The organism is Pseudomonas sp. SBT1-2 (genome assembly GCF_028640875.1).
Lineage (GTDB): Bacteria > Pseudomonadota > Gammaproteobacteria > Pseudomonadales > Pseudomonadaceae > Aquipseudomonas > Aquipseudomonas chlororaphis_I.
On record NZ_JAQZAA010000087.1, the window covers coordinates 34516 to 56354 of the forward strand.

A 21839-nucleotide genomic window follows, 5' to 3' on the forward strand; every position below is an offset into this window, starting at 1 on the left:
TTGTTATTCGAGGTGTTGCGCGCGCCACGCCCGTGGCGCGCCGGGGAACCCTTGGTGGTTCAGGGATGGCCCAGGAGAACGGGCTCAGGAAAACAGGGTCAGCGCGCCGGTCAGCAGGGCCAGGGCGGTAATCACCAGGGAGGTCAGCACCGCCCATTTGACGGTGGCTCTCTGGAAGTCGCCGATGTCGCGATCGACCATCCCCACCAGCAGCAGGGTCGAGGCCACCAGCGGGCTCATCAGGTGCACCGGCTGGCCGAGGATCGAGGCCCGGGCGATTTCCAGCGGATCGATGCCATAGGCCGCCGCGGCATTGGCGAGGATCGGCACCACGCCGAAGTAGTAGGCATCGTTGGACAGCACGAAGGTCAGCGGCATGCTGGTGATGGCCACCACCAGCGGGAACAGGTGCCCCCACGACGGCGGAATCCACTCCACCAGGGTCTGTGCCAGGGCATCGACCATCTTGGTTCCGGAGAAGATCCCGGCAAAGATGCCAGCGGCGAACACCAGCAGCACCACCGTCATGGCATTGCCCGAATGGGCGAGGATCCGCTCTTTCTGCAGCTCCAGCTGCGGGTAGTTGATCATCAGCGCCAGCACGAAGCCGATCAGGAACAGGATCGCCGAATGCATCAGCCCCATCACCAGCGCCACCATCACCGCCACCACCAGCATCAGGTTGACGTAGGCCAGCTTCGGTCGCTTGCAGGGTGTGTCCTCGACTATGGCCTTGATGTAGCAGTTGCCTCCACCGCTCTGCAGTTGAGTGTTGCCGATGCGCTTGCGCTCGGCGCGGCCCAGCAGAAAGGCGCTGAACACCACCCAGGCCGCACCGCCGATCATGGTCGGCAGCAACGGCACGAAGTACTCGCCGGCATCCAGCCCGAGGGCGGCAATGGCCCGGGTGGCCGGACCGCCCCAGGGGGTCATGCCGCTCATGATGCTCAGGGAGAGCATGGCGATGGTGGCAAGGATCATCGGGTTCATGCCGATGCGCTTGTACAGCGGCAGCATCGCCGCGCAGGTGATCATGTAGGTGGTGGTGCCGTCACCGTCCAGGGCCACCAGCAGCGACAGCAACGCGGTGCCGACGGCGATCTTCACCGGGTCGCCGTTGACCCGCTTGAGGATCTTGCGGATCAGCGGGTCGAACAGGCCCGCGTCGATCATCAGGCCGAAGAACAGAATCGCAAACAGCAGCAGCGCCGCGGAGGGGGCGACCATTTTCAGGCCGTCGAGCATCATTTTTCCGGTGCTGCCGGCAAACCCGCCGATCACCGCGAAGACGATCGGCACCAGGGTCAGGGCAACGATCGGGGACAAGCGCTTGGTCATGATCAGGAACGTGAACACGACCACCATGGCCAGGCCGAGTAATGCAAGCATGAGGGATTTCTCTTGTTGTTATGGACAAGCATGGCCGACGCCCAGGCGCACGGCCCCCTACCCGCCAGGCGGAGCCTGGCGAGGGTTGCAACCGGGTCGAACGGTGTTGTGAGGGCGCCGCGAACGGCTAGAGGTGTTTGCCGGTCTGCACCGGCTCCCAGGCTTCGTCACTGGCCTGGGCATTGTTCGCCGCCTGGCCATCCAGGGCCTGCAGCAGCACCTGGCGTTCGCAGGCGTTTTCCGACAGCGAGATCACGACCGTGGCCACGGCATTGCTGGCCAGGCTGGTGAGCGCCCGGGCCTCGGACATGAAGCGATCGATGCCGATCAACAGCGCCAGCCCCGCCAAGGGGATGTCGTGGATCACCGTCAGGGTCGAGGCCAGCGCGACGAAGCCGCTGCCGGTGACACCCGCCGCGCCCTTGGACGACAGCAGCATGATCGCCAGCATCGTCAGCACCTGCCCCAGGCTCAAGTCGATGTTGCAGGCCTGGGCAATGAAAATCGCCGCCAGCGACAGGTAGATGGCCGTGCCGTCGAGGTTGAACGAGTAGCCGGTGGGCAGTACCAGGCCTACCACGCCTTTCTTGCAACCCAGCGCCTGGAGCTTTTCCAGCATGCGTGGCATCACCGGCTCGGTGGACGAGGTACCCAGCACCACCAGGAATTCTTCACGCAGGTAGCGCAACAGCTTCCACAGGCTGAACCCGTGGGCGCGACAAAGGCCGCCCAGCACCACGAAGACGAAGAATCCACAGGCGATGTAGAGGGTCATGATCAGCTTGGCCAGGGCGCCCAGGGAGGTAATGCCGTACTGGCCGACCGTGAAGGCCAGCGCGCCGAACGCTCCGATCGGGGCAAAGCGCATCAGGTAGGAGAAGATCTTGAACACCATGTGCGAGGCGGCTTCCAGCACATCCAGCACCGGCTTGCCGCGCTCGCCCAGGGACGACAGGGCAAAGCCGCAGAGCACTGCGATGAACAAGACCGGCAGCACCTCACCCTTGTTGAAGGCGCCGATAAAGGTCTCGGGAATGATGTGCATGAAAAACTCCACCACACCCAGCTTGGCCGCCGACTCGGTGTACTGCGACAGGCCCTGGGTACTCAGCTGGGTGGGGTCGATGTTCATCCCCGCGCCGGGCTTGAACAGGTAGACCGCCACCAGGCCGATGATCAGGCTGATCACCGTCAACGCCAGGAACAGCAGCAAGGTCTTGCTCAGGAGGCGCCCCAGGGAGCGCTTGTCGTTCATCCCGGCGATCCCGGTGACGATGGTGCAGAACACCACCGGCGCGATCATCATCTTGACCAGCCTGATGAAGGCATCGCCCAGGGGCTTGAGGGCAATGGCCTGCTGGGCCCAGAAGTGCCCGACCACCACGCCCAGCAGCACGGCACAGATGATCTGGAAGTAGAGCGATTTAACGACTTTCATGGCATCACCCATTTTTAGAATTGTTCTGATGCGAACGACTGTCACTGCGGTGCAGGACTATCCGGCCAGGCGTTGTGACGCCGGGGCGTAGACGAAACCGGAGAACAGCCTTCGCGCGGTGCGAACCACCGAGGCGCGAATGGTCTCTCCCTGGTTGCCGGTGTAGGACAATACGACATCGATCCCGCCACTGGGGTGCTCCAGGCGCACTTGCTTCAGTTGCGTGGCTCCGCCCAGCAGTTCGGCGGCGACACTGCCCGCGCTGACACAGGCGGTGGCCAGGCCGATGGAGCCGGTGATAGCCAGCGCGCGATGGCAACTGTGGGGCATGAAATAGCGCACCTGCAAGGTTCCGCCCGCCTTGGCCGGGGAAACCAGCACCGGTTTGGGAATCACCTTGTCACTGACGTCGCCCAGTCCCATGGCCAGGCCGGCCTGCAAGCGCAAGGACTCCAGCCGCTCCAGAAAGGCTTTGTCGGCGTCCAGCTCGGCGGGAGACTCATCGCCGCGCTTGCCCAATTGCCCTGCCTCGACGATCAGCATCGGCATGGCCATGTCGATGCAAGTCACCGGTACGCCATCGATCAGGTCCAGGGTGTTCCCGGTGGGAAAGAGTTTGCCGGTCTTGCTGCCCGCGGCGTCGAGGAACGTCAGTTGCACAGGAGCGGCGGTGCCGGGCACGCCATCGATGGCGGTATCGCCTTCGTAGCTGACCTTGCCCGCCGGCGTCTGCACCAGGGAGTGGACGAAGGTGCCGGTATTGAGATTGCGGATCCGCACCTGGGTCTGCTCGCCAGTGGCCTTGACCAGGCCTTGCTCGACGGCGAAGGGGCCGACCGCGCACAGCATGTTGCCGCAGTTGGGCGCCGTATCGACCCGGCGCTGGGACACCATCACCTGCACGAACAGGTAGTCGACATCGGCCTCGGGGTGCAGCGACGGGCTGACGATCGCGACCTTGCTGGTCTGCGGACTGCCACCGCCAATGCCGTCGATTTCCAGCTCATGCCCCGAGCCCATCAGGTCGAGCAGCAGCTCATCGCGCTGCTCGATGGACACCGGCAGATCCCAGGCGAGAAACACCGGTCCCTTGGAGGTACCGCCGCGCATGAGCACACAAGGAATTCGTTGCATGGACATAGACTCTTGTTAATCAATCGGGTTAATTGATGTTCTGGGCACAAGAGTGTCAGGGAACGAACGATGTTTCCAATGCAAAGATCGTAGCGATTATTGCGCTTCACACATGAAAATTCTAAAGTGGCAGCGCCTGCCTTCCTGCCCTCGCCTGAGACGAAAAACATGGAATATGAGCTCCAGGACATAAGATCCTTCGTGAAAATCGCCGAACTCGGCAGTTTCCATGAAGCCGCCGATGCCCTGCACTTGTCCCAACCGGCCCTGAGCCGCCGGATCAAGAAGCTGGAGGAAGGCCTGGGCACCGCCCTGCTCGACCGCACCACGCGCAAGGTCAGCCTGACCAGCGTCGGCCGGGATTTCCTGCCCAAGGCCCGGCGCCTGCTGGATGACTTCGACGATTCGATCCTCAATATCCGCGAACTGGCGGAACGGCAGATCGGCCAGGTGACCCTGGCCTGCATTCCCACCGCGGCCTTCTACTTCCTGCCGTCGGTGATCCGCCTTTATAACGAGCGCTATCCGAAAATCCGCATCCGCCTGCTCGACCTCAGCGCCAACGAAGGGCTGGAAGCGGTGCTGCGCGGCGAGGCGGACTTCGGTATCAACATGATGAGCGGCCAGCACCCGGACATCGAGTTCGTGCCCCTGGTCAACGAACCTTTCGTACTGGCGTGCAGGCGTGACCATGAGCTGGCGAAAAAGACCTCGGTCACCTGGTCGGAACTCAGTGATTACCGGCTGATCGGCGTCGGCCGCCTGAGCGGCAACCGCATGCTGCTGGACCATGCCCTGTCCGGCCTGAGCTGGCGTCCCCAGTGGTTCTACGAGGTGCAACACCTGTCCACCTCGCTGGGCATGGTCGAGGCCGGGCTCGGCGTGTCGGCCATGCCCAGCCTGGCCATGCCCGCGGCCGACCACCCGACCCTGGTGAGCATTCCGTTGAGCGAACCGGTGGTCAACCGCACCCTGGGCCTGGTCTACCGGCGCGGCGCCTCGCTGTCGCCCGCCGCGGAAAAGTTCGTGTCGATCCTGCTCGAGCAGTGGCCGCATTGACGGTTCGTGGCGCAGGCAAGCCAATGTGGAATAGCACGAACACCTGAAACCTGCGCCTGACAACCTGCGGCGTATCGGCCATTAACGGCTGACTGCGCCGGGCCCAGACTTTATGCTGCACAGCCATCCCCCCATGGAACCTGCGGGCCAAACGGTTGCCTGAGGCGCAGCCGTTTTTTCCGTGCACCACCCAATACCCGTTTTCCCAGGAGTAAGCCCATGCCCCATGAAGGCAACCTGTTGCAAGCCGCTGTCGTGTTCCTGTTCGCGGCGGTGCTGACCGTCCCCCTGGCCAAGCGCCTGCAACTGGGGGCCGTGCTTGGCTACCTGCTGGCCGGGGTGATCATCGGCCCGGCGGTGCTGGGGCTGGTGGGCAACCCGCAGAGCATCAGCCATGTGTCGGAACTGGGCGTGGTGTTGCTGCTGTTCATCATCGGCCTGGAGCTGTCGCCACGGCGCTTGTGGGTGATGCGTAAATCGGTGTTCGGCGTCGGCCTGGCCCAGGTGCTGCTGACCGGGGTGGTGATCGGCTGCGTGGCCCTGTTCCTGTTTGGCCAGCCGCTGAACAGCGCCATCGTGCTGGGCCTGGGCCTGGCGTTGTCGTCCACCGCCTTCGGCCTGCAAAGCCTGGCCGAACGCAAGGAGCTGACCAGCCCCCACGGGCGCCTGGCCTTCGCCATCCTGCTGTTCCAGGACATCGCGGCGATTCCGTTGATCGCCATGGTCCCGGTACTGGCCGGGGTCGACCACAACACCAGCAGCGCCGAAGACCTGCGCCATGGCCTGCAAGTGCTGGGCAGCATCGCCGTGGTGGTGATTGGCGGTCGCTACCTGTTGCGCCCGGTGTTCCGCGTGGTGGCGCGCACCGGCCTGCCGGAAGTATCTACCGCCACCGCCTTGCTGGTGGTGATCGGCACTGCGTGGCTGATGGACATGGTGGGCGTGTCCATGGCCCTCGGCGCCTTCCTCGCCGGCCTGCTGCTGGCGGACTCGGAATACCGCCACGAACTGGAAGCGCAGATCGAACCCTTCAAGGGCCTGCTGCTGGGGCTGTTTTTCATCAGCGTCGGCATGGGCGCCAATATCGGCCTGCTGTTCAGCGCGCCGATCGCGGTGCTGGGCCTGACCCTGCTGCTGATCGCCATCAAGCTGCCGCTGCTGTTCGTGGTCGGGCGCCTGGCCGGTGGCCTGGGGCGCTTGAGCGCGGTGCGCCTGGGCGTGGTGCTGGCGGCCGGCGGTGAATTCGCTTTCGTGGTGTTCAAGATCGGCCGCGACCAGGGCCTGTTCGAGGCGCGCCTGTATGACCTGCTGGTGCTGACCATCACCCTGTCCATGGCCGTGACCCCACTGCTGCTCCTGGCCTGCGCGCGCTTCTTGCAGCCCAAGGCCAAACCCGTGGAGATGCCCGCCGAGTACCGCGAGATCGAAACCGACGCGCCACGGGTGGTGATCGCCGGCATGGGCCGGATGGGCCAGATCGTCGCGCGGATCCTGCGGGCGCAGAAGATCCCCTTCGTCGCCCTCGACACCTCGGTCGACACCATCGAGCTGACCCGCAGCTTCGGCGGCATGCCGGTGTTCTACGGCGACCCGATGCGCGCGGAAATCCTCAAGGCGGCCAAGGTCGGCGAAGCGGAATATTTCGTGATCGCCACCGACGACCCGCAGACCAACATCAACACCGCGGCGGTGGTGCGCAAGCTCTATCCGCACATCAAGATCATCGCCCGCGCCCGTAACCGCCAGCACGTGCACAAGCTGGTGGACCTGGGTGCCGAGGCGGTGCGGGAAACCTACTACTCGAGCCTGGAAATGAGCCGCAAGGCGCTGATCGGCCTGGGCCTGACCCACGCCCAGGCCGACTCGCGGATCAAGCGCTTCACCGCCCACGACGAACAGGTGCTCGAAGCCCAGCACGCGATCTACGACGACCACGCCAAGATCCTGCAATCGGCCCAGGAAGCCCGGGCCGAACTGGCGCGGCTGTTCGAGGCGGATGAGCAGGACGAGCAGGCCGAAGGCGTGTTGCCGCCACCGCGCTGAGCATCGAGCTATGCGGTGCGGCTGAGATCTTTCGCGAGCAAGCTCGCTCCTACAGAGAAGCACCACGATCCCTGTAGGAGCGAGCTTGCTCGCGATGGCGTCGGGCCTGACTCCATCCCCTGGGCTCCTGACACCATCTGTCAGTCAGTTGCGCTACAGTGCTCGACGCCCCGTCCCGAATGGATACGCCGATGACCGCAGCCAGCCCCAGCGCCCCCGCCCTCAAGGAAATCTTCAACGTCGAACGCCTGGAACACATCGCCCGGGAAATGCTCGCGGTGTACCCGGCGTTCGACCACCGCGGCTTTCTCGCCCAGGCGAAACAGGGCCTCGCTGACCTCTCGGTGATGCAACGCCTGGCGCGGGTCAGCGAAAGCCTGCAGGCGGTACTGCCGGCGGATTACGAGGCCAACCTCGCACGGCTGTACGACCTGGCCCCGCGCCTGAACAGCCGCTTCGTCTGCATGTTCCTGCCGCACTATGTGGCCAGCTACGGCAGCCACGCCTTCGAGCGCTCGATGCAGGCGCTCAAGTATTTCACCGCCTTCGGCTCCTCGGAGTTCGCCATCCGCCCGTTCCTCGCCAATGACCTGCCGCGCACCCTGGCGGTGATGCGGGACTGGGCCCGGGACGACAACGAACATGTGCGCCGCCTGGCCAGCGAAGGCAGCCGCCCGCGCCTGCCCTGGTCGTTCCGCCTGGAGCGGATCCAGGCCGACCCAAGCCTGGCGGCGCCAATCCTCGAACGCCTCAAGGCCGACCCCAGCCTGTATGTGCGCAAGTCGGTGGCCAATCACCTCAACGACATCACCAAGGACCATCCCGACTGGGTCCTGGCGCTGATCGAAGGCTGGTCCCTGGACAACCCGCACACCGCCTGGATCGCCCGCCACGCCTTGCGCAGCCTGATCAAGCAGGGCAATCGCCGGGCGCTGGCGATCGTCGGCGCCGGCCAGGCGCCGCAGGTGAAGTTGCAGGGTCTGCGGGTCGAGCCGGCGGTGATCCGCCTGGGGGAACGGATCAACCTGTCCTTTGCCCTGGAGTCCACCGCCGACGCCAGCCAGCGCCTGGTGGTGGATTACGCCATCGACTACGTCAAGGCCTCCGGCGGCACCAGCGCCAAGGTGTTCAAGCTCAAGGCCTTCACCCTGCCCGCCAAGGCCCGGGAACAGCTCGGCCGCGCCCAGCACATCCGCGAACTGACCACCCGCCGCCACTATCCCGGGCGTCATGAGCTGCATATCCTGGTCAACGGCGAGCGCCTGGGCAGCACGGCGTTCGAGATCCACAACTGAAACCGCAAGGAGCGAGCATGCCGGCCCATCCGCTGAAAACCCTGATCGAAGCCGCCGACCGCGCGATCACCGCCGAAGACTTCGACAGCCTGATGGATTTCTACGCCGAGGACGCCACGCTGGTGGTCAAGCCGGGCCTGGAAGCCCGGGGCAAGGAACAGATCCGCCGGGCCTTCGTGGCCATCGCCGAGCACTTCAACCACAGCATGGTGGTCCGGCAAGGCGCGATGCAGGTCATCGAAGGCGCCGGCACCGCGCTGGTGATCATGCACACCCTGCTCGACACCCTGGACCGCGACGGCATCGCCAGCACCCTGGAACGGCGCGCCACCTATGTCTTTCGCCATGAGCCGTCGGGCGCCTGGCGCTGTGTGATCGACAACTCCTACGGCACCGACCTGCTCGACGGCTGAGCCCGCGGGCGGCGATCTCGTAACAAATTGTTTCGCAAAATCCGCCGAGCGACTTCTTGCGAAAACAACGGAAAACCACCTGGAAGCGTTCAGCTTGCAGATATGGCTTTGCGCCATATCTGCGGGGACGAAAACCCTGTTTCAAGGAAAAAATCCAGCGCCGCGAACGCCCTCTCCCGCTGTCCAACGATCTCGACTGATCCGAATAAACCGCTCTATCTCGGGCATTACAGCCGACACTAATTGTCAGACAATGCTGTAAATCCGTATTGCGATAAATTATCATTTGGCGCCTCCCCCGCTAGCCACCCCGCCTGTCACGCGCGATTCGCCGTGTGCGAGGTGGCTGATTTCAATGATTCACCCGAGGCGCTCATGTACCGTTTTCCGCTTTACCGTCCCCTGATCTGCGCCGGTCTCGGACTGCTCTCCTGGCAAGCCCTGGCTGCCTATCAACCGCAATCGGAAGCCGCCCTGGCCGCCGACGCCGTGATGGAATGCCAGTTCAACGCCGACCACAGCAGCGACTGCACCACCACCCAGCACTACACCATCCTCACCCCGGCGGGCCGGGAAATGCTTTCGCGCATCGACTTCAGCTATGCCGAAACCGATGGCTTCGAACTGCGCAAAGCCGAATTCACTCAGCCGGGCGGCAAGCCCGTGGCGCTGGCGCCGGCGCAGATCGATACGCGTACCGCACCGAATCCGGAACAGGGTTTCCTGCGCGAGAAACAGACGTCCCTGGCCTTCCCCAACCTGCGGGTCGGCACCCGGCTCAGCTATACCGTGCAGCAGCACTACGCGGCCAAACCGCTGCTGGGGCAGTTCCACTCGGTGCTGCAGTTCGGCCCCAAGCCGGTGCGCCAGGACAGCTTCAAGATCACCTACCGCGCCACGCGCCCGATCATCTGGCGCAGCGAGCAGATGGACGACTACCGCTTTACGGCCTCCAGCGATCGGAAAAAACTCACCATCGAGCAGAAGGCCCCGGTCTTCCTCAACTACATCAATGAACCCTCGATCGGCTTTATCCGGCAGGTGCCGCGGGTCGAGCTGGGCAGCAGCACCGAGGTGCAGGACTATTTCGGCCCACTGGCCCAGCGCTACCAGCAGATACTCGCCACGCCCCTGCCGCCGGCCAGCGCCAAGGCCGTGGCCGCCTTGCGCGAGCTGCCGCCCGCCGAGAAAGTCGCCGGGCTGATGCAGCACATCAACGACAACTACCGCTACCTGGGCGACTGGCGCGCCACCGAACGCGGTTACGTGCCGTTCGAGCTGGAGCAGATCGAACAGCGCGGCTATGGCGACTGCAAGGACCTGGCGGTGCTCCTGGCCGCCATGCTAAAGGCCAGCGGGATCAAGGCCGAGCCGGCCTGGGTCAGCCGCGAGAACGTCGTCGCACCGCTGTTGATCCCTGGCACCCACGCGCCGAACCATGCCATCGTGCGGGCCGAGGTCGACGGCAAAGTGTGGTGGCTGGACCCGACCAACCCGGTGTTCGACCCGGGCCGCAGCATGCCGGACATCCAGGAGCGCTGGGCCTTTGTCAGCGACGCCAACGGCCAGGTGCGCCAGGACTACATTCCGCTGGAAGCGCCGGACACCAGCATCGTGCTGGACAAGCAGGAGCACTTCGACCGCGCCGGCCAGGCTCGGGTCAACGCCCGTATCGAATTCAGCCACATGGAGCTGATGCGACTGATGGTGTCCGACAACCAGAACGGCATCGCCAGCAACGACCAGAGCCTGTGCGAGCGTTTCACCCGGGAACTGCGCGACTGCCAGATCGATCGCGAGCCGACCGCCTTCGTCGCCCCCAGGACTTACCGGGTCAAGGCCTCCCTGACCGACCTCAAGCCACTGGAAAACATCTCCGGCAGCTACTTCTACAAGAGCCCGGCCCTGGAGGGCGACTGGGACTTCCTGGTCAACTATCGCCGCAACGGCCAGCTGGCGGACCTGTACATCGGTGACGCCAATACCCTGCGCTACACCATTACCCTCTCCGGCGCCCAGCTGGACAAGGACGTCAAGGCCTGCAACGTGCGCTCGCCCTGGTTCGACATGGACCTGCGCAGCGAACGGGTCAAGGGCGAGTACCGCTACCACTACCGCCTGAGCCAGAAAAAACGCTGGCTGAGCCATGAGGACATCGTCAGCGCGCCGTTCGAGGCCATGGTCAGCCAGGCCAAGGACTGCTCCGAGCAAGCGCGGCAGTTGGTCCAGCTCAAGGCGGCCGGGAAAAAGACCTGATCCGCCCCCCCTGTAGGAGCGAGGCTTGCCCGCGACGAACGTCAACGATGACGCGTATCACCTGGATGAACGCGTTGTTCTTGCGCTCATCGCGGGCAATCGAGCGTCGACCGGCCGCTCCTACAGAAGACGATCAGGCCAGGGAGTTCGACTCCGCGAGCAGCAAGCCCTGCTCGGCCGCGCACAGCTCGACCAGGTAATCCCACACCACCCGCAGGCGCACGGATTTGTGCAGGTCGCGCCGGGTGCTGATCCAGTAGGCGCGCTGGATGCTCTCGCCGGGCAGCAAGGGCACCAGCTGCGGATCGCCGGCGGCCATGTAGCACGGCAGCACGGCAATGCCCAGGCCGGAGCGCGCGGCCTGTTGCTGGGCGATCACACTGGTGCTGTGGAACACCACCTGGGGGTTGCGGCAGAAACTGTTGAGGAACTTCAGTTCCTGGCTGAACAGCAGGTCGTCGACATAATCGATCCAGGCATGTCGCCCCAGGTCCTCGCGGCTGCGCAGCGGCGGCGCGCGGTCCAGGTACGCCTGGCTGGCGTACAGGGCCAGGCGGTAGTCGGTGAGCTTGCGAGTCACCAGCATGTCGGCGTTGGGCCGCTCCAGGTGGATGCTGATCTCCGCCTCGCGGTTGAGGATGCTGACAAAACGCGGCACCGCCACCAGTTCCACCTCCAGCCCCGGATAACGCTCGAACAGGCCGCGCAGACGGCTGGCGAGAAACATGATGCCCAGGCCCTCGGTGACGCCCACGCGGATCTTGCCCAGGGGCGCGGTGGACTGGGTGATTTCCTCCTGGGCCAGCAAGGCCACGTTCTCCATGGCCTCGGCATGCTTGAGCAAGGCTTCCCCGGCCGGCGTCAGTTCGTAGCCCTGGGCATGCTGGACAAACAGCGCGGTGCCCAGGCTTTTCTCGATCGCCTCGATATGCCGGGCCACCGTGGCGTGGGTGGTCTTCAGCCGCTGGGCCGCGGTCAGCAAGCGACCGCTGCGTTGCAGCTCGAGAAAAAACCGCAGGTCGTTCCAGTCGAACATGACTCTTCCTTGCAGATGCCGGGGGAAGCCACTGTTTAAAAACGCACAGCGGCTGAGCAAAAACTAACATTCTTTTAACGAAAGCTAACAACTAGGATGAGCCCAACAAGAACGATAAAGCGAGGTCATGGATGCTGCCTGCCTTCGATCCATACGACTACATAGTGGTCGGCGCCGGCCCCGCCGGTTGCCTGCTGGCCAATCGGCTGTCCGCCAACCCGGCCCACCGCGTCCTGCTGCTGGAAGCCGGTGGCCGCGACAACTACCCCTGGATTCACATTCCCGTCGGCTACCTGTTCTGCATCGGCAACCCGCGCACCGACTGGTGCTTCAAGACCGAAGCCGAACCCGGCCTGCAAGGCCGCAGCCTGAGCTACCCGCGCGGCAAGGTGCTGGGCGGCTGCTCGTCGATCAACGGCATGATCTATATGCGCGGCCAGGCCGGCGACTATCAGCGCTGGGCCGCCGACGGCAATCCCGGCTGGAACTGGCAGGACGTTCTGCCGCTGTTTCGCAAAAGCGAAAACCACTTTGCCGGCGACTCGCAGTTTCACGGCGCCGCCGGCGAATGGCGGGTCGAGCGCCAGCGTCTGTCATGGCCGATCCTCGATGCCTTCCGCACTGCCGCTGAACAGAGCGGCATCGCCAGCGTCGACGACTTCAACGGCGGCGACAACGAAGGCTGCGGCTACTTCCAGGTCAACCAGAAAGCCGGGGTGCGCTGGAACGCCGCCAAGGCCTTCCTCAAGCCGATCCGCCAGCGGCCCAACCTTACCGTGCTGACCGGGGTCGAGGTCGATCGCGTGCTCCTGGAAAACGGCCGCGCGGCCGCGGTCAGCGCCCGTCACCAGGGCCAGCCGCAGACCTTCAAGGCGCGTCGCGAAATCATCCTCAGCGCCGGCGCCATCGGCTCGCCGAGCATCCTGCAACGTTCGGGAATCGGCCCCGCCGCGCTGCTGCAACGCTTAGGCATAGGCGTCGCCCACGAGCTGCCGGGGGTTGGTGGCAACCTGCAGGATCACCTGCAACTGCGGCTGATCTACAAGCTGGAAAACGCCCGCACCCTGAACCAGATCGCCGGCAGCCTGTGGGGCAAGCTGGGCATGGGCCTGCGCTACCTGTACGACCGCAGCGGCCCGCTGTCCATGGCGCCGAGCCAGTTGGGAGCGTTTGCCCGCTCAGGGCCGGAGCAGACTTCGGCCAACCTCGAATACCATGTGCAGCCACTGTCGCTGGAGCGTTTCGGCGAACCGCTGCACGCCTTCCCGGCCTTTACCGCGTCGGTCTGCGACCTGCGTCCGCAAAGCCGTGGCCGGGTGGAAATCCGCTCCGCCGACCCGCAGGCGGCGCCGCTGATCCAGCCCAACTACCTGAGCCACCCGGAAGACCTGCGGGTCGCCGCCGACGCCATTCGCCTGACCCGGCGCATCGTCGCCGCGCCGGCCCTGCAAGCCTTCAAGCCCACGGAGTACTTGCCGGGGGCCGAGTTGCGCAGCGAAGAACAACTGCACCAGGCCGCTGCGCGCATCGGCACCACCATCTTCCATCCGGTGGGCACCTGCCGCATGGGCCAGGGCACGGATGCGGTGGTCGATGCCGAGCTGCGGGTGCATGGCATCCCCGGCCTGCGCATCGCCGATGCCTCGATCATGCCGTACATCACCTCCGGCAATACCTGTTCGCCGACGCTGATGATCGCCGAGAAAGCCGCCGAGCTGATTCTCACTACCTCGACCAGGAGCCCTGCCGCCGAAAAACAAACCGTTACCCCCGCCTGATCGTTGAACCCTTGTAGGAGCGAGCTTGCTCGCGATGATGGCCGCAAGAGCGATGCAAGGTTCAAGGGCCTATCGCGAGCAAGCTTCGCTCCTACAGAGGCAGGCACAGAAGATAGCGACGCCACGCCGGCGCCGACAGTGGAACAACAAAAACAATCACTGTGAGGGATATCGATATGTCGGAACATGCTCAATCGCTGGACGCGGCCGCCGCCGCGCCCACCAGCCAGGAAAGCCAGAAAGTCATCTTCGCCTCGTCCCTGGGGACGGTCTTCGAGTGGTATGACTTTTTCCTCTACGGCGCCCTCGCGGCGGTCATCAGCAAGCAGTTCTTCGCCGGGGTCAACGACACCACCGCCTTTATCTTCGCCCTGATGGCGTTCGCCGCCGGGTTCGTGGTGCGGCCGTTCGGCGCCCTGGTGTTCGGTCGCCTGGGGGACATGATCGGGCGCAAGTACACCTTCCTCGCCACCATCATTCTCATGGGCCTGGCGACCTTCGCCGTGGGCCTGCTGCCGACCTACTCGAGCATCGGCATCGCCGCGCCGATCATCCTGGTCGCCCTGCGCATGCTCCAGGGCCTGGCCCTGGGCGGTGAATACGGTGGCGCCGCGACCTACGTCGCCGAGCACGCGCCCCAGGGCAAGCGCGGTTTCCACACCAGCTGGATCCAGTCCACCGCGACCCTCGGCCTGCTGCTATCGCTGCTGGTGGTGCTGGGCTGCCGCTACTTCACCGGCGACCAGTTCGAAGTCTGGGGCTGGCGCCTGCCGTTCCTGCTGTCGATCGTGCTGCTGGGCATTTCCACCTGGATCCGCCTGAGCCTGCACGAGTCGCCGGCCTTCCTGAAGATGAAAGAAGAAGGCAAGGCCAGCAAGGCGCCGATCCGCGAGTCCTTCGGTAAATGGGAAAACCTCAAGGTGGTGCTGATCGCCCTGTTCAGCATCAACGCCGGGCAAGCGGTGACCTTCTACGCCGCGCAGTTCTACGTGCTGTTCTTCCTCACCCAGTTCCTCAAGATGGACCCGGCCCTGGCCAACATGCTGCTGATCATCAGCGTGGTGATCGGCGCGCCGTTCTTCATCTTCTTCGGCTGGCTGTCGGACAAGGTCGGCCGCAAACCGGTGCTGATGGTCGGCCTGTTGCTGGCCACCGCGCTGTACTTCCCGATCTTCAAGTCCCTGGCCCACTACGCGAACCCGGCCATCGACCAGGCCAGCCGCCAGGCGCCGATCAGCGTGCTGGCCGACCCCGCCACCTGCACCTTCCAGTTCGACCCGGTGGGCAAGGCGCGTTTCGACAGCCCGTGCGACAAGGTCAAGACCTTCCTGGTCAAGCAGGGCCTGCCCTACACCAGCGTCGCCGCGCCGGCCGGCAGCCCAGTGCAGGTCAACGTCGGCGAGGTGCAGATCGACGGCTTCGACGAAGCGGCCCTGCGCGGTGCCGTGACCCTGGCCGGCTACCCGCAATCGGCCGACATCCAGAACGTCAACAAAACCATGGTCGTGGTGTTGATCGTCGCCCTGATCCTGATCGCCGCCATGTGCTACGGCCCGCTGGCGGCGCTGATGGTCGAGCTGTTCCCGACCCGCATCCGCTACACCTCCATGTCCCTGCCCTACCACATCGGCAACGGCTGGTTCGGCGGCTTCCTGCCCACCGTGTCCTTCGCCCTGGTGGTGTACACCGGCGATATCTTCTACGGCCTGTGGTACCCGGTGGTGATCACCGGGGTCAGCCTGCTCGTCGGCCTGACCTGCCTGCGGGAAACCCGCAACGTCGATATCGACAAGAACTGAAAAGCCCCGGAAAACCCTCGCTGGCGATAGCGCCCCAAGGATGGTTGCAGGCCTTGGGGCCATCATCGTCAGCCAAGGGTAGCGGCCAAAAAAAACGGCGCGCCATGGCGCGCCGTTTTCGTTGCTATCGATCAGGCCACGATATCGGTGGTCGCCGCCTGGCCGATGGTGCCCACGGCGAAGTCCACCGCGCCAAGGCCAGTGAGGTCGACCAGCAGGCTGGTCTGGTCGGTCTCGGCGTAGTAGGTCAGGATCGCGTCGCCGGCGTGGCCGGTGAAGCCGCTGACGAAGTTCAGGGTCGCCTGCCCCGAGGCGAACTGCGCCAGGCCGCTGAGGTCGATCTTGTCCTGGCCGCTGGTGAAATCCATGATCCAGTCGGGCTCATCGAAGGTCGAATCGGATGCCGCGCCGAACACGAAGGTGTCCGCCCCTGCCCCGCCCCACAGCGTGTCGCGACCACCGCCGCCGTAGAGGATGTCGTTGCCGGCACCGCCTTCGAGGATGTTGGCCGCGGCGTTGCCGATCAGCAGGTCGTTGCCCGAGCCGCCAATGGCGTTTTCCAGGGTCACGCCATGGGCCACGGACACGTTGCCCACCAGGCCGCCGACGTCGGAGAACGAGCCCTCGTTGAGGTTGATCTTCTGGTTCTGGGTGAAGCCGGAGAAGTCCAGGGTGTCGTTGCCGCCGCCGTCCCACACCGAGAACACCAGCTTGGAGGCCGCCGAACTGGCGCTGTAGAAATCGCGCCCGGTGTTGGAGTTGAAGCCGTACACGGTGTCGTCGGCGCGGGTCTCGTGGTTGGCGCCGTAGAGTTTCTGCACCGCGACAATGTCGTCCATCAGCGGCGCCGAGGCATAGGCGCCACCGCCGTCCTTACTGAAGTTCTGCCCGGTGTTGCTCTCGCTCCAGTAGCTCATCAGGCTGTAGCCGCGAGTGTCCTGGGCGTAGGTGGCATCGTTGTAGGTCGGGTTGCCGTTGCCGGCGTTGTAGGCGCCCGGATGGGACAGGCCCAGGCTGTGGCCGATTTCGTGGGTCAGGGTCTGGCGACCGTAGTTGCCGTTGCCCGGGGTTTCGTTGACCCGGTACTGATCGTTGATCAGGTACCAGGACTGGCCGTCATAGCTGCTGCCCGAAGGCAGGTAGGCGAAGGCCGCGCCACCGGTGCTGACGTTGTAGTTGCCGAAACTCAGGTGCCCGTCACCGCCGCTCGCGGCTTCGTTGAAGCTCACATTGGCCACGTCCGACCAGGATTGCAGGGCCAGGAACGCCTGGGCTTTCTGCAACGCGCTGAACTCGCTGAAGGTGCCCAGCTTGGGGTTGTAGTTGGCCGGTTCGCGGGTGAGGAAGCTATAGCTCAGCTCGATCTTGCCGTCGCCGTTCTGGTCGTGCCAGGACAGGTTCTTGCGCAGGATCTGGTCGGCGGCCTGGTCCGCGGTGTACGACGGCTTGCCATTCACCAGCTCCGAGCCGCCACGGTCATAGGCATGGCTGAAGGCAGTGATCAGTTGGTAGGCATCGCTGCCTGGAGCTGCCGAAAAACCGGCATTTTCTTTGGCTTTTGACATCATTTACATCCTTGTTCAACGCTGAAAATTTCCGATAGACCACGGCGACCTGTTAGCGAGATCGTCCTATCACTCGCCCTATTCAAGGCGGGGAAAAACTGACACAGAGATCGGCGCCTCGTCCACGATTTTTATTGTCCGACAATATGCCCAGACAACCTTTCATATCATTAAAATCGCCGCCAATCCCTTACCCAGGCACGCCATACGCTAAGCTTCAGCGCTAACGGAGCCCCCTGCCGCACCCGGGCTTCTGCCTGTTTCCTGAAGGAGTCCACGATGAAAAAATTCCTCCTTAGCTGCGCCCTGTCGCTGGTCGCCAGCGCCGCCCACGCCGAAGGTATCCCGCTGTTCAACGTCGACTGTCCGGGCAATATTCCAGTCAGCGCGGAGGAAGGGGGACCGGTGTTCATCAACGGCAAAGAGGCCCAGACCAAGACCGTCAACGAGCGTTATTTCGAGGCCAAGGGCTCGGGCATCACGGTGGACATCAGCGTGGAAGATGACGACTCGGTGGTCGTGACCTACAGCGGCAAGCAAGGCGCCAGCGGCATTTGCACCTCGGTCGACGACTGAGCCCTTCCCTGTAGCCGCTGCCGAACCCGCGAGGCTGCGATCGGCCGCGAAGCGGCCGTAATGGGGGACATCGCGGTTATCCAGACTCAACGCGTTCTCAGGTTTTGCGCCTGCTGCGTCGGAATGCCGCCCAAGTCGTTCGCAGCCTCGGCAGCGGCTACGACGAGATACCTCCTAGAACAACCCCATCTGCCCACCCACCAGGGTGCTGAAGTCGTCCTGCACGAACGGCAGGATGGCATCCGCCACCGGCTGCAATTGGCGGGTCACGTAGTGATCGTAATCGATGGCCGCGGTGCGGTTTTCCAAGGGTTCGGGACCGGCCAGGGTGATCACGTAGCTGATCCAGCCGCCGTTCTGATAGCGCTGGGGCCGGCCATGCTGCTGGTTGTATTCGTCGGCCAGGCGCGCGGCGCGTACATGGGGTGGCACGTTGCGTTCGTAGTCGTCCAGCTGGCGGCGCAGGCGCTTGCGGTACACCAGTTGCTCGTCCAGCTCGCCGGCCAGGGTGCGCCGCACGTAGTCGCGCACATAATCCTGGTACGGCTGGCGATGGAAGATCCGCTGGTACAGCTCCTGCTGGAACTGCTGGGCCAGCGGCGACCAGTCGGTGCGCACCGCTTCCAGGCCCTTGTAGACCATCTCCTGGGTGCCGTCGGCGCGGGTCACCAGGCCGGCGTAGCGCTTCTTGCTGCCCTCCTCCGCGCCACGAATGGTCGGCATCAAAAAGCGGCTGAAGTGGGTTTCGAACTGCAGTTCCAGGGCGCTTTCCAGGCCGTATTCATCGCGCAGGTGATCGCGCCACCACTGGTTGACGTGCTGCACCAGCGCGCGGCCGATGCGCGCGGCATCCGCCTCGGCGTGGGCGCTGCCGAGCCAGACGAAGGTCGAGTCGGTGTCGCCGTAGATCACCTTGTGGCCCTGCGCTTCGATGAGCTGGCGGGTGCGGCGCATGATTTCGTGGCCGCGCATGGTGATCGACGAGGCCAGGCGCGGATCGAAGAAGCGGCAGCCACTGGAACCGAGCACGCCGTAGAAGGCGTTCATGATGATCTTCAGCGCCTGGGACAGCGGTGCGTTGTGTTCGCGCTTGGCCACCTCGCGGCTCTCGGCGACCCGGGCGACGATCGACGGCAGGCAATGTCGGCTGCGGGAAAACCGCGCGCCGCGAAAGCCCGGCACCGAGTCGTCGTCCGCCGGGTGGCGCAAGCCTTCCACCAGCCCCACCGGGTCGATCAGGAAGCTGCGGATGATCGACGGGTACAGGCTCTTGTAGTCCAGCACCAGCACCGACTCGTACAGACCCGGCCGCGAGTCCATGACAAAACCGCCGGGGCTGGCCTCCGGCGGCTTCTCGCCGAGGTTCGGCGCGACGAAGCCCTGGCGGTGCATCAGTGGCATGTACAGGTGGGTGAAGGCCGCCACCGAACCGCCGCTGCGGTCGGCCGGCAGGCCGGTGACCGTGGCCCGCTCGAGAAGAAAGGTGAGCAGCTCGGTCTTGGCGAAAATCCGCGTCACCAGCTCGCAGTCCTTGAGGTTGTAGCGCGCCAGGGCGGGCTTGTCCTCGGCGAACATGCGGTTGATTTCGTCCATGCGCTGGTAAGGGTTGTCGATCGACTTGCCTTCGCCGAGCAGGGTCTGGGCGACGTTTTCCAGGCTGAAGGACGGGAAGCTCCAGGTCGCCGAGCGCAGGGCTTCGATGCCATCGATGATCAGGCGCCCGGCGGCCGCGGCGAAATAATGGGTCCGGCTGCCGTGCTCGCGCCACTGCATCTCCTCGCCACCGCGTCCCAGGCGCAAGGGCACCGCCAGGCGGCGCGCGTGTTCGTGCAGCACCCGCAGGTCGAACTGCACCAGGTTCCAGCCGATGATCGCGTCCGGGTCGTGCCGCGCCAGCCACTGATTGAGCCGCTCGAGCAACTGCTCGCGGCTGGCGCAGAACTCCAGGTCGAAGTCCACCGCGCTGTCGTCCTCGCGAGCACGGCCGAGCATGTACACCTGGCGCTGGCCACAGCCTTCCAGGGCGATGGAATACAGCTCGCCGGTCTCGCTGGTCTCGATATCCAGCGACACCAGCTTCAACGACGGTCGGTAGTCCGGCGCCGGCTTCATCTGCGCCTCCAGCAGCATCCCGCCCTCGCCCGGAGTACCGCCGAACCACACCGGCGCGGTGATGAAGCGCTCCATCAGGTAGCGCTCGGGCGGCCGCACATCGGCCTCGAACACCTCGACGCCGGCGCGGCGCAAGGTCTTTTCAAGGCGGATCAATTGATTGTGCTGCGGGCAGTACAGGCCCAGCACCGGGCGGTGCTGGAAGTCGCACAGGCCCAGGGGACGCAATTGGACATCGCGATCGTCGGTCAGCAGGCGCCGGGCCTGTTCCTGCTGTTCGGCGGGAATGAAGGCCACGGAGGTCTGCACCGGCAAGCGGATCTGGCGCGGCCCGGCATCGGTCGCCAACCAGAACTCGACTTCCGTGCCTGCCGGCGTGTCACGCCAGTGCCGGGTCAGGACGAAGCCCTGCTGTAAATCCACCACTGCAACCTCAAGAACCTGTTTCAAGGCCTTGATTCTACCTGCCTTCGGTCGCGATAGCCCGTTCCGGGCATGTGCCGAAAGGTTTTGTCGGACAATATGTAGTGCTTGAAAATTTTCACTACAAAACCATTGACGAGGCGAATTTGCCCTTGCATGATGCAGGCGTCTCCCCGATCGGGAGACTTGGCAAAGGTGTTATGAGCAAGCTCGTCTGACCGCCGAGCTGTTAACCCGGATGTGTACTGCCCACAAGGCAGATTGATGAAACTGACCTGGCATGAACGTCCAGTACAAAGGGCGGGAAGCTGGCGAAAACTCCTCAAGATGCTTGTGGCCGAAACTGAAAACTTCGGCAGCTTGATCCAGGTTTACGCTGCTTCTCTTCGTTGTGACGCTATTGCGTAGCAGTTAATCAAGACGACTACACGCATCAGGCTCTGGGCCTTATCTGTATCCGACAGACACCCTCTGTCGCCCTGTTTCCGGTATCAGGGTTCAACTTACCGATGTAGCGATATCAATTAGCGACTCAACTAGATAGATCGAAATGGTCAAGGGGCTTACAAATGAATCTGAACAATCAACCTACTATTGATGAACTGGCTCGTATGTTCGCGGCACAGAAAGACAAACATGACAGCCACATCCTGTGGATTGCCAAGTCTGGCCAGGTCCATATCGACTGCCTGTCGCCCCACGCCCATGAAGAAGAGTTCGACAAGAACAACCAGGACCTGCTGGCCCGCCTGAAAATGTACCGCCGTGGCCAGGGCTACGTCGGCAAGAAGGCCGCCGCCGACAGGGACTTCATCGGACGGGTACTCGATACCCTGAAGAATGAATGGCAATCGCTGCAGAACAAGTCGGAAGTTCGGGTGATTGACCGGTTCTGCTAAGTGCAACTTGTCGTTGTCGCTGATCAACCGTTGATTCATTAAACAAGAAGGGACGCTCCAATAAGAGCGTCCCTTTTTTATTGCAACTTGCCGGTTATTTGGATGACGCGGTGCTTCTGCTAAACCGCGTTATCGTTGGTCGCTGGCTTACTTGACCTGACGCTGCGGGGCCTTGTGCACCATGGTGTAGGCGTAGTCCACGCCCATGCCGTAGGCGCCGCTGTGCTCGCGCACCAGGTCCATCACCGCGTCGTAGGTTTCCTTGTGCGCCCAGTCGCGCTGGAATTCGAGCAGCACTTGCTGCCAGGTCACCGGCACCGCGCCGGCCTGGATCATGCGCTGTACCGACATGTCATGGGCTTCCTGGCTGGTGCCGCCGGAAGCGTCGGTGACGATGTACACCTCGTAGCCTTCGGCCAGGGCTTCCAGGGCCGGGAAGTTCAGGCAGACCTCGGTCCACAGCGCGGCCATGATCAGTTTCTTGCGCCCGGTGGCCTTGACCGCTTCCACCAGCTTCTTGTCTTCCCAGGAGTTCATCGAGGTGCGCTCGATCGGCTGGTGATCCGGGAACACGCTGAGCAGTTCCGGCCAGATGTAGCCGCTGAAGCTCTCGGTTTCCACCGA

General features: G+C 64.0%; 16 protein-coding genes. 9 read left to right on the forward strand and 7 right to left on the reverse strand.

Features of this window, described 5'->3' with window-relative positions; translation table 11 throughout:
- Positions 1–84: 84 nt before the first annotated feature.
- The 3 genes from PVZ78_RS18480 to PVZ78_RS18490 form a co-directional block, all read right to left on the reverse strand.
- Positions 85–1389, reverse strand: a complete 1305-nt coding sequence (locus PVZ78_RS18480) for a CitMHS family transporter (RefSeq protein ID WP_009048385.1) — start codon at positions 1387–1389, stop codon at positions 85–87.
- 127 nt (positions 1390–1516) lie between these two features.
- Complete coding sequence (gene dctA, locus PVZ78_RS18485; RefSeq protein ID WP_009048384.1) at positions 1517–2839, reverse strand: C4-dicarboxylate transporter DctA; 1323 nt, start codon at positions 2837–2839, stop codon at positions 1517–1519.
- A 45-nt stretch (positions 2840–2884) separates the two neighbouring features.
- Positions 2885–3961, reverse strand: a complete 1077-nt coding sequence (locus PVZ78_RS18490; RefSeq protein WP_009048383.1) for a 4-oxalomesaconate tautomerase — start codon at positions 3959–3961, stop codon at positions 2885–2887.
- Between the two features lie 168 nt (positions 3962–4129).
- Between PVZ78_RS18490 and PVZ78_RS18495 the strand changes: the two genes are divergently transcribed.
- The 5 genes from PVZ78_RS18495 (at position 4130) to PVZ78_RS18515 (ending at position 11027) form a co-directional block, all read left to right on the forward strand.
- On the forward strand, positions 4130–5020 hold the full coding sequence (locus PVZ78_RS18495; RefSeq protein WP_009048382.1) for a LysR family transcriptional regulator: 891 nt from the start codon (positions 4130–4132) through the stop codon (positions 5018–5020).
- 219 nt (positions 5021–5239) lie between these two features.
- Positions 5240–7063 carry a monovalent cation:proton antiporter-2 (CPA2) family protein gene (locus PVZ78_RS18500; protein WP_038631611.1) on the forward strand — a complete coding sequence of 608 codons (1824 nt, stop codon included), beginning with the start codon at positions 5240–5242 and terminating at the stop codon, positions 7061–7063.
- Between the two features lie 191 nt (positions 7064–7254).
- Positions 7255–8358 (forward strand): DNA alkylation repair protein, encoded by a 1104-nt coding sequence (locus tag PVZ78_RS18505; RefSeq protein ID WP_273829043.1) that lies wholly within the window; start codon positions 7255–7257, stop codon positions 8356–8358.
- Between the two features lie 17 nt (positions 8359–8375).
- Complete coding sequence (locus tag PVZ78_RS18510; protein WP_025809552.1) at positions 8376–8771, forward strand: YybH family protein; 396 nt, start codon at positions 8376–8378, stop codon at positions 8769–8771.
- A 375-nt stretch (positions 8772–9146) separates the two neighbouring features.
- Positions 9147–11027, forward strand: coding sequence for a DUF3857 domain-containing transglutaminase family protein (locus PVZ78_RS18515; RefSeq protein WP_273829044.1), 1881 nt, complete (start codon positions 9147–9149; stop codon positions 11025–11027).
- A gap of 133 nt (positions 11028–11160) precedes the next feature.
- Here PVZ78_RS18515 and PVZ78_RS18520 read toward each other — a convergent pair whose 3' ends face one another.
- Entirely contained in the window at positions 11161–12063 is a 903-nt protein-coding gene (locus PVZ78_RS18520) for a LysR family transcriptional regulator (protein WP_273829045.1), read from the reverse strand.
- Between the two features lie 131 nt (positions 12064–12194).
- Between PVZ78_RS18520 and PVZ78_RS18525 the strand changes: the two genes are divergently transcribed.
- Positions 12195–13841 (forward strand): GMC family oxidoreductase, encoded by a 1647-nt coding sequence (locus PVZ78_RS18525; protein WP_273829046.1) that lies wholly within the window; start codon positions 12195–12197, stop codon positions 13839–13841.
- A 176-nt stretch (positions 13842–14017) separates the two neighbouring features.
- Positions 14018–15640 (forward strand): MFS transporter, encoded by a 1623-nt coding sequence (locus tag PVZ78_RS18530; protein WP_009048375.1) that lies wholly within the window; start codon positions 14018–14020, stop codon positions 15638–15640.
- A 131-nt stretch (positions 15641–15771) separates the two neighbouring features.
- Here PVZ78_RS18530 and PVZ78_RS18535 read toward each other — a convergent pair whose 3' ends face one another.
- Entirely contained in the window at positions 15772–17205 is a 1434-nt protein-coding gene (locus PVZ78_RS18535; protein WP_016702821.1) for a serralysin family metalloprotease, read from the reverse strand.
- A 279-nt stretch (positions 17206–17484) separates the two neighbouring features.
- Here PVZ78_RS18535 and PVZ78_RS18540 point away from each other — a divergent pair, with 279 nt between their 5' ends.
- Positions 17485–17781 (forward strand): hypothetical protein, encoded by a 297-nt coding sequence (locus PVZ78_RS18540; protein ID WP_038580002.1) that lies wholly within the window; start codon positions 17485–17487, stop codon positions 17779–17781.
- A 174-nt stretch (positions 17782–17955) separates the two neighbouring features.
- Here the strand turns inward: PVZ78_RS18540 and PVZ78_RS18545 are convergent, their stop codons facing one another.
- Positions 17956–20316, reverse strand: coding sequence for a DNA polymerase II (locus tag PVZ78_RS18545; protein WP_273829048.1), 2361 nt, complete (start codon positions 20314–20316; stop codon positions 17956–17958).
- Positions 20317–20885: 569 nt separating this feature from the next.
- Here PVZ78_RS18545 and PVZ78_RS18550 point away from each other — a divergent pair.
- Positions 20886–21215: a hypothetical protein gene (locus PVZ78_RS18550; protein ID WP_009048371.1), complete on the forward strand. Its 330-nt coding sequence runs from the start codon at positions 20886–20888 to the stop codon at positions 21213–21215.
- A gap of 147 nt (positions 21216–21362) precedes the next feature.
- On the opposite strand, the gene PVZ78_RS18555 is transcribed toward PVZ78_RS18550, so the two are convergent.
- A partial coding sequence (locus PVZ78_RS18555) for an isochorismatase family protein (RefSeq protein ID WP_273829047.1) occupies positions 21363–21839 on the reverse strand: 477 nt, incomplete at its 5' end.

What these genes read in the sequence shown, in the direction of transcription:
- PVZ78_RS18530 (WP_009048375.1), top strand. Translation starts at nt 14,018, where the DNA reads ATGTCGGAACATGCTCAATCGCTGGACGCGGCCGCCGCCGCGCCCACC.
- PVZ78_RS18535 (WP_016702821.1), bottom strand. Translation starts at nt 17,205, where the DNA reads ATGTCAAAAGCCAAAGAAAATGCCGGTTTTTCGGCAGCTCCAGGCAGC.
- PVZ78_RS18505 (WP_273829043.1), top strand. Translation starts at nt 7,255, where the DNA reads ATGACCGCAGCCAGCCCCAGCGCCCCCGCCCTCAAGGAAATCTTCAAC.
- PVZ78_RS18510 (WP_025809552.1), top strand. Translation starts at nt 8,376, where the DNA reads ATGCCGGCCCATCCGCTGAAAACCCTGATCGAAGCCGCCGACCGCGCG.
- dctA (WP_009048384.1), bottom strand. Translation starts at nt 2,839, where the DNA reads ATGGGTGATGCCATGAAAGTCGTTAAATCGCTCTACTTCCAGATCATC.
- PVZ78_RS18550 (WP_009048371.1), top strand. Translation starts at nt 20,886, where the DNA reads ATGAATCTGAACAATCAACCTACTATTGATGAACTGGCTCGTATGTTC.
- PVZ78_RS18540 (WP_038580002.1), top strand. Translation starts at nt 17,485, where the DNA reads ATGAAAAAATTCCTCCTTAGCTGCGCCCTGTCGCTGGTCGCCAGCGCC.
- PVZ78_RS18520 (WP_273829045.1), bottom strand. Translation starts at nt 12,063, where the DNA reads ATGTTCGACTGGAACGACCTGCGGTTTTTTCTCGAGCTGCAACGCAGC.
- PVZ78_RS18500 (WP_038631611.1), top strand. Translation starts at nt 5,240, where the DNA reads ATGCCCCATGAAGGCAACCTGTTGCAAGCCGCTGTCGTGTTCCTGTTC.
- PVZ78_RS18490 (WP_009048383.1), bottom strand. Translation starts at nt 3,961, where the DNA reads ATGCAACGAATTCCTTGTGTGCTCATGCGCGGCGGTACCTCCAAGGGA.
- PVZ78_RS18480 (WP_009048385.1), bottom strand. Translation starts at nt 1,389, where the DNA reads ATGCTTGCATTACTCGGCCTGGCCATGGTGGTCGTGTTCACGTTCCTG.
- PVZ78_RS18525 (WP_273829046.1), top strand. Translation starts at nt 12,195, where the DNA reads ATGCTGCCTGCCTTCGATCCATACGACTACATAGTGGTCGGCGCCGGC.
- PVZ78_RS18495 (WP_009048382.1), top strand. Translation starts at nt 4,130, where the DNA reads ATGGAATATGAGCTCCAGGACATAAGATCCTTCGTGAAAATCGCCGAA.
- PVZ78_RS18515 (WP_273829044.1), top strand. Translation starts at nt 9,147, where the DNA reads ATGTACCGTTTTCCGCTTTACCGTCCCCTGATCTGCGCCGGTCTCGGA.